This is a genomic window from Streptomyces sp. NPDC127129 (assembly GCF_042671585.1).
Taxonomy (GTDB): Bacteria; Actinomycetota; Actinomycetes; order Streptomycetales; family Streptomycetaceae; genus Streptomyces.
Window position 1 is genome coordinate 1 of the sequence record NZ_JBHXTV010000013.1, and the last position, 6,116, is coordinate 6,116.

A 6,116-nucleotide genomic window follows, 5' to 3' on the forward strand; every position below is an offset into this window, starting at 1 on the left:
TACCCCGTCGAGCGCATGATGCGCGACGCCAAGATCACCCAGATCTACGAAGGCACCAACCAGGTCCAGCGCATCGTCATGGCCCGCAACCTCCCGTAGTCGACCGTCACCTGCCCGTTTGACCGCTTGAAAGGAGCCAGGCCGTGACCCTGAGGATCGCTGTCTGTGTGAAGTACGTACCCGACGCGACCGGCGACCGCGGTTTCGCCGACGACCTGACGGTCGACCGCGACGAGGTCGACGGCCTGCTGTCGGAGCTCGACGAGTACGCCGTCGAGCAGGCGCTGCGCATCTCGGAGGAGTCCGACGACGCCGAGGTCACCGTCGTCACCGTCGGTCCGGACGACGCCAAGGACGCGCTGCGCAAGGCGCTGTCGATGGGCGCCGACAAGGCCGTCCACGTCAACGACGACGACATCCACGGCACCGACGTCATCGGCACCTCCGCGATCCTCGCCAAGGCCCTGGAGAAGACCGGTTTCGACCTGGTCATCTGCGGCATGGCGTCGACCGACGGCACCATGGGCGTGCTCCCCGCGCTGCTCGCCGAGCGGCTGAGCCTCCCGCAGGTCACCCTCCTCTCCGAGGTCTCGGTCGAGGGCACCGTGGTGAAGGGCCGCCGGGACGGCGACGCCGCCACCGAGCAGATCGAGGCTCCGCTGCCCGCGGTCGTCTCGGTCACCGACCAGTCCGGCGAGGCCCGTTACCCCTCCTTCAAGGGGATCATGGCCGCGAAGAAGAAGCCGGTCGAGGAGCTGGACCTGGACGACCTCGGCATCGACGCCGACGAGGTCGGCCTCGCGGGGTCCTGGACCCTGGTCGAGTCGGCCACCGCGCGCCCGGCCCGTACCGCGGGCACGATCGTCACCGACGAGGGCGACGGCGGCAAGCAGCTCGCCGCGTTCCTGTCCGCCCAGAAGTTCATCTGACCCACCGTCACTATCGTTCAGGAGCAAGGAATCATGGCTGAGATCCTGGTTCTCGTGGACCACGCCGACGGTGCGGTCCGCAAGCCGGCGCTCGAACTGCTCACGCTGGCCCGCCGGATCGGCGAGCCGACGGCCGTCGTGCTCGGCGCCGGCGAGGCCGCCGCGTCGATCGCCGCCACCGCCGGCGAGTACGGCGCCGCGACCGTGTACGTCGCGGACGGCGCCGAGTTCGCCGACCAGCTCGTCGTGCCGAAGGTCGACGCGCTCACCCAGATCGCCAAGGACAAGGGGGTCGCCGCCGTCCTGGTGACCTCCTCCGGCGAGGGCAAGGAGGTCGCCGCGCGCGTGGCGCTGCGCCTCGGCTCGGGTCTGATCACCGACGCCGTGGAGCTGGAGGCCGGTGACGAGGGTCCGGTCGCGACCCAGTCCGTCTTCGCCGCCTCGTACCAGGTGAAGTCGCGGGTCTCGCACGGCGTGCCGGTCATCACCGTCAAGCCGAACTCCGCCGCCCCGGAGGCCGCCCCGGCCGCCGGTACGGTCGAGAACGTCACCGTCGCCTTCACCGGCAACGCCGCCACCGTCGTCTCGCGCACCCCGCGCGTCTCGACCGGCCGCCCCGAGCTGACCGAGTCCGCGATCGTGGTCTCCGGCGGTCGTGGTGTCGGCGCGGCCGAGGGCTTCCAGGTCGTCGAGAAGCTCGCGGACTCCCTGGGCGCGGCTGTCGGCGCCTCGCGTGCCGCCGTCGACGCCGGCTGGTACCCGCACTCCAACCAGGTCGGCCAGACCGGCAAGCAGGTCTCGCCGCAGCTGTACATCGCGGCGGGCATCTCCGGCGCGATCCAGCACCGCGCGGGCATGCAGACCTCGAAGACCATCGTGGCCGTCAACAAGGACGCCGAGGCCCCGATCTTCGACCTCGTCGACTACGGCGTGGTCGGCGACCTCTTCGAGGTCCTGCCCCAGCTCACCGGCGAGATCGGCGCGCGGTAGGGGTCGCTCCCCCGCCTACGACGAAGCGGCCCGGTGGCACTCTGTGCCACCGGGCCGCTTCGTCGTGTCGCGCTCAGATCCAGCCGTCGAGGGGGACTTCCTCGCAAAGCCGGACGACGGGCTGTCCCACAGCCGCCGGGCGCGCGGAGAGCCTGACGCGGACGCCGGGGCGCACCGCGTGCGGGGGTCCGTCGACCCGGCACCGTACGACGAAGCCCTCGGTCATGTGAACCGGCCACAGGTCGTTGTCGGCGGCGGCGACCCCGCGGCGCACGGAGATCACGCCCTCGCCCTCGCTGCGCTCGGGGGCGAGGTCCGTCGACCCGCAGGTCGGACAGAGCAGGCGCTGGAAGGTCGTGGTGTTGCACCAGCGACAGAGCTGGTAGTAGAGCTCGGCGTCGTCCGATTCCTCGGCGTGGACGGCGGCGTTCCCGTTCCTCACTGCTACGGACCCGGCGTGGAACACGATGCGTTCTCCTTGCACTCGGCGGCTCGACCGTGCATGGAGCAAAGATATGGCACTGAGTGCCATCAAATAAAGACCTGAGTTCCCTCAATTGAAGATACTGAGATCCCTCAGGTCTCTCTCAGCTCTCTCCGAGGCTCGACTCCACCTCGCGCACCACCCGCCACATGGGCGTGGAGCGCTTGGTGATCACCACCACGACGTCCTCGGCCTGCTCTCCCTGACCGGCGCCGCCGTTCTCGCCGCGCTCCCCGCTCCAGGTGTCCCGGACGAACTCCAGGGCCCGGTCCACCTCTGCCAGCGGATCGCCCTCGCCGCCCGAGCGCAGCCAGTGCCTCAGCGTGTGGTTGTGCGCGGCGACCACGGCGGCGGCCACCACGTTGGCCCGCAGGGTGCCGTCGCGCCGGTCCGCGTAGCGGGTCCGCAGATAGTCGCCGAGGGTCTTCTCGTACCGCCAGACGACCGACAGTTCGTACGTCCGCAGGCCCGTCACCTCGCGGGTGAGGCGGTAGCGCTGGACGGAGAAGGTGGGGTTCTCGGCGTACATCCGCATGACGAGACGGGTGGCGTCGCAGACCCTGCCCAGCGGGTCGTCGGTGTCCGCGCTCGCGGCGAGGAACGCGGTCATGTCGGCGAGGCTCTGTTCGTGGTCGGGGAAGACCACGTCCTCCTTGGACGGGAAGTACCGGAAGAACGACCGCCGGCCGACCCCGGCGAGGGTCACGATGTCGTCGACGGTGGTCTGCTCGTACCCCCGCTCCAGGAAGAGCTGGAAGGCCGCGGCGATGAGGGAGTCCCGCATCGCGGGCTTCGCGGAGTTCGTCGAGGCTGTTCCCATGGCCAGAACCTAACATCCGACCGGGGACAGCGCGGCACTTGGTGCCAGCTTTCACCGGCACCAAGTGCTATTCGAGCGTGTCGACGGCCGCGTACGGGAGGGTCAGCGGGCCGCCATCCGCAGGGCGCCGTCCATCCGGATCGTCTCGCCGTTCAGGTAGTCGTGCTCGGCGACCATCGTGACGAGCCTGGCGTACTCGTCCGGCCGGGCCAGGCGCTGCGGGAAGGTGACGCTCGCGCCGAGCCCGGCGCGGATCTCCTCGCTGAAGCCGGCCATCATCGGGGTGTCGACGATCCCGGGCGCGATGGTGACGACCCGGATGCCGAACTGGGCGAGGTCACGGGCGGCGGTGACGGTCATGCCGGCGACACCCGCCTTGGAGGCGGCGTAGGCGATCTGTCCGACCTGCCCCTCGAAGGCCGCGATCGAGGCGGTGTTGACGACGAGCCCCCGCTGGCCGTGCTCGTCCGGCTCCTGACGGGCGATGACCTCGGCCGCCAGCCGCATCACGTTGAACGTCCCCAGCAGGTTGACGTTCAGGACCGCGCGGAACAGGTCGAGGTCGTGCGGGCCCTTGCGGCCCAGGACGCGGGCGGAGGGGGCGATGCCCGCGCAGTTGACGGCGAGCCGCAGCTCCGCGCCGTCGGCCTCGATCCGGGCGAGGGCCTCGCGGACCGGCGCCTCCTCGGTGACGTCGGCGGCGAGCAGGGTCACGCCCTCGGGCAGGGGCCCGGCCGCGGCGACGGCCTTGTCCAGGTCCAGGCCGTAGACGGTGGCGCCACGGGCGGCGAGTGCGGCAGCGGTGGCGGCACCGAGACCGGATGCGGCGCCGGTGACGAGCGCGGCGGAGCCGGCGATGTCCATGGAACTCCTCGAAACGTCAGCGGGAAATCGGCGGAGAGGCGGGCGTCAGGCGGCGAGCCGGCGGCTGATGACCAGCCGCTGGATCTGGTTGGTGCCCTCGAAGATCTGCATGATCTTGGCCTCGCGCATGTAGCGCTCGACCGGGAAGTCACGGGTGTAGCCGTACCCGCCGAGGACCTGGACGGCGTCCGTGGTCACCTTCATGGCCGCGTCGGTGGCGATCAGCTTGGCCACACTGGCCTGGCGGCCGAACGGGCGGCCGAGGTCGCGCCGGCGGGCGGCGTCGAGGTAGGTGGCGCGGGCGGAGTCGACCGCGGCGGCCATGTCGGCGAGGAGGAAGCCGAGCCCCTGGTGGTCGACGATCTTCCGGCCGAAGGTGGTGCGCTCGTTGGCGTACGCGACGGCGGCGTCGAGGGCGGCCTGGGCGAGGCCCGTGGCGCAGGCGGCGATGCCGAGGCGCCCGCAGTCGAGCGCGCTGAACGCGATCTGCAGGCCCTGGCCCTCGTCGCCGATGAGCCGGTCGGCGTCGAGCAGCGCGCCGTCCCAGTGGGCGGAGGTGGTGGGGACCGCCTGGAGGCCCATCTTCCGCTCGGGCTTGCCGAAGGAGAGGCCCTCGGTCTCGCCCGGGGCGAGGAAGCAGGAGATGCCGTGGCCGCCGGGGGCGGTGCGGGCGAAGAGGGAGTAGAAGCCGGCCTTGCCGCCGTGGGTGATCCACGCCTTGGTGCCGGTGACGCGGTACGCGGCGCCGTTCGGGCCGTCGTCCACGCGCTCGGCCTTGCAGGCCAGGGCGGCCGCGTCGGAGCCCGCCTGGGGCTCGGAGAGGCTGTATCCGCCGATGGTCTCGCCGGCGAGCATCGCGGGGAGCCAGCGCTCCTTCTGCTCCGTGGTGCCGAAGGAGTGCAGCGGGTGGCAGGCCAGGGTGTGGACGCTGGTCGCGACCGCGACGGCCGCCCAGCGCGCCGCCAGCTCCTCCAGGACCTGCAGGTACACCTCGTACGGCTGGCCTCCGCCGCCGTACTCCTCGGGGTAGGCGAGGCCGAGCAGTCCGGCCTGCCCGAGCGTGGCGAACAGACCCTCGGGATAGGTCTCGGCGGCCTCGTGCTCGTCGACGCGGGAGGAGAGTTCCTTGTCGGCGATCTCCCGGGTGAGGGCGATGAGGTCCGCTGCCTCGGGGGTGGGAAGCAGGCGGTCGACAGCCATGGCGACTCCATTGACACTCAGCCACTCAGTACCGGGTAACGGTACTGCTGGCGGTACGGCAGTACCGCTTAGCGTAGCGCAGAAGGGTTCTGCCGTAACCCCCCGAACGGGTAGCCCGGCATACTGTTCGGGTGATCGACACTCCAGCCGCCGGCGCCCCCAAGCTGACGGGCCGCGGTGCGGCCCGTCGGTCAGCCCTCTTCGAGGAGCTGGTGGAACTCCTCGTCGGCGAGGGCTTCGCCCAGATGACCCTGGACGATCTCGCGGCCCGGCTGCGCTGCTCCAAGCGCACGCTGTACGGCCTCGCGGACAGCAAGGAGCAGCTCGTCCGGGCGGCGGTCGTCCACTTCTTCCGGCGCGCGACCACCCGGGTCGAAGCGGTCCTCGCTGCGGAACGGGATCCCGCCGAGCGACTGGCCGCCTATCTCCGGGCGGTCGCGGCGGAGCTGGCTCCGGTCTCGCCGCAGTTCTTCGACGACCTCGCGGCCTTCGAACCGGCCGCCGAGGTCTACGAGCGCAACACGCGCGCGGCGGCCGGACGGGTCCAGCAGCTGATCGAGGAGGGCGTGCGCGCAGGCGTCTTCCGTGAGGTCCATGTGACGTTCGCGGCCGATGTCATCGCCTCGGTCATGGTCCGCATCCAGCGGCGCCAGGTCGCGGCGGCGACCGGCCTGGCGGACGCGGAGGCGTACGGCCAGCTGGCCGAGCTCCTGCTGAACGGCCTACGCAAGAACTGACGGCGCCTCCCCGGCCGGCCGGGGATGGCCGGGACGGTCGGCCGGGGTCTGCCGGGACGGCCGGACGGGGTCTGCCTGGGGACGGCCGGCAC

The 6,116-nt window shown here is 71.4% G+C and carries 8 protein-coding genes; 4 read left to right on the forward strand and 4 right to left on the reverse strand.

Going from position 1 to position 6,116, the window contains the following annotated elements; genetic code table 11:
• From ACFVGW_RS24150 to ACFVGW_RS24160, 3 genes are all read left to right on the forward strand, one after another.
• The coding region (locus ACFVGW_RS24150) for an acyl-CoA dehydrogenase family protein (RefSeq protein WP_155525297.1) at positions 1 to 99 on the forward strand (99 nt) is incomplete at its 5' end.
• 44 nt (positions 100 to 143) lie between these two features.
• Positions 144 to 929, forward strand: coding sequence for an electron transfer flavoprotein subunit beta/FixA family protein (locus ACFVGW_RS24155; RefSeq protein ID WP_352190871.1), 786 nt, complete (start codon positions 144 to 146; stop codon positions 927 to 929).
• A 33-nt stretch (positions 930 to 962) separates the two neighbouring features.
• A complete protein-coding gene (locus tag ACFVGW_RS24160) occupies positions 963 to 1,919 on the forward strand; it encodes an electron transfer flavoprotein subunit alpha/FixB family protein (protein ID WP_383228938.1) in 957 nt (318 codons plus the stop codon).
• A gap of 73 nt (positions 1,920 to 1,992) precedes the next feature.
• Here ACFVGW_RS24160 and ACFVGW_RS24165 read toward each other — a convergent pair whose 3' ends face one another.
• From ACFVGW_RS24165 to ACFVGW_RS24180, 4 genes are all read right to left on the reverse strand, one after another.
• A complete protein-coding gene (locus ACFVGW_RS24165; protein WP_385853436.1) occupies positions 1,993 to 2,385 on the reverse strand; it encodes a zinc ribbon domain-containing protein in 393 nt (130 codons plus the stop codon).
• A gap of 121 nt (positions 2,386 to 2,506) precedes the next feature.
• Positions 2,507 to 3,223: a TetR/AcrR family transcriptional regulator gene (locus ACFVGW_RS24170; protein ID WP_385853437.1), complete on the reverse strand. Its 717-nt coding sequence runs from the start codon at positions 3,221 to 3,223 to the stop codon at positions 2,507 to 2,509.
• Between the two features lie 102 nt (positions 3,224 to 3,325).
• A complete protein-coding gene (locus ACFVGW_RS24175) occupies positions 3,326 to 4,087 on the reverse strand; it encodes an SDR family NAD(P)-dependent oxidoreductase (RefSeq protein WP_383292710.1) in 762 nt (253 codons plus the stop codon).
• 45 nt (positions 4,088 to 4,132) lie between these two features.
• Positions 4,133 to 5,287: an acyl-CoA dehydrogenase family protein gene (locus ACFVGW_RS24180; RefSeq protein ID WP_383228934.1), complete on the reverse strand. Its 1,155-nt coding sequence runs from the start codon at positions 5,285 to 5,287 to the stop codon at positions 4,133 to 4,135.
• A gap of 131 nt (positions 5,288 to 5,418) precedes the next feature.
• Between ACFVGW_RS24180 and ACFVGW_RS24185 the strand changes: the two genes are divergently transcribed.
• The gene (locus tag ACFVGW_RS24185; protein ID WP_385853438.1) at positions 5,419 to 6,024 is read left to right on the forward strand and encodes a TetR/AcrR family transcriptional regulator; all 606 of its coding nucleotides are present in this window, start codon (positions 5,419 to 5,421) and stop codon (positions 6,022 to 6,024) included.
• Positions 6,025 to 6,116: the final 92 nt, after the last annotated feature.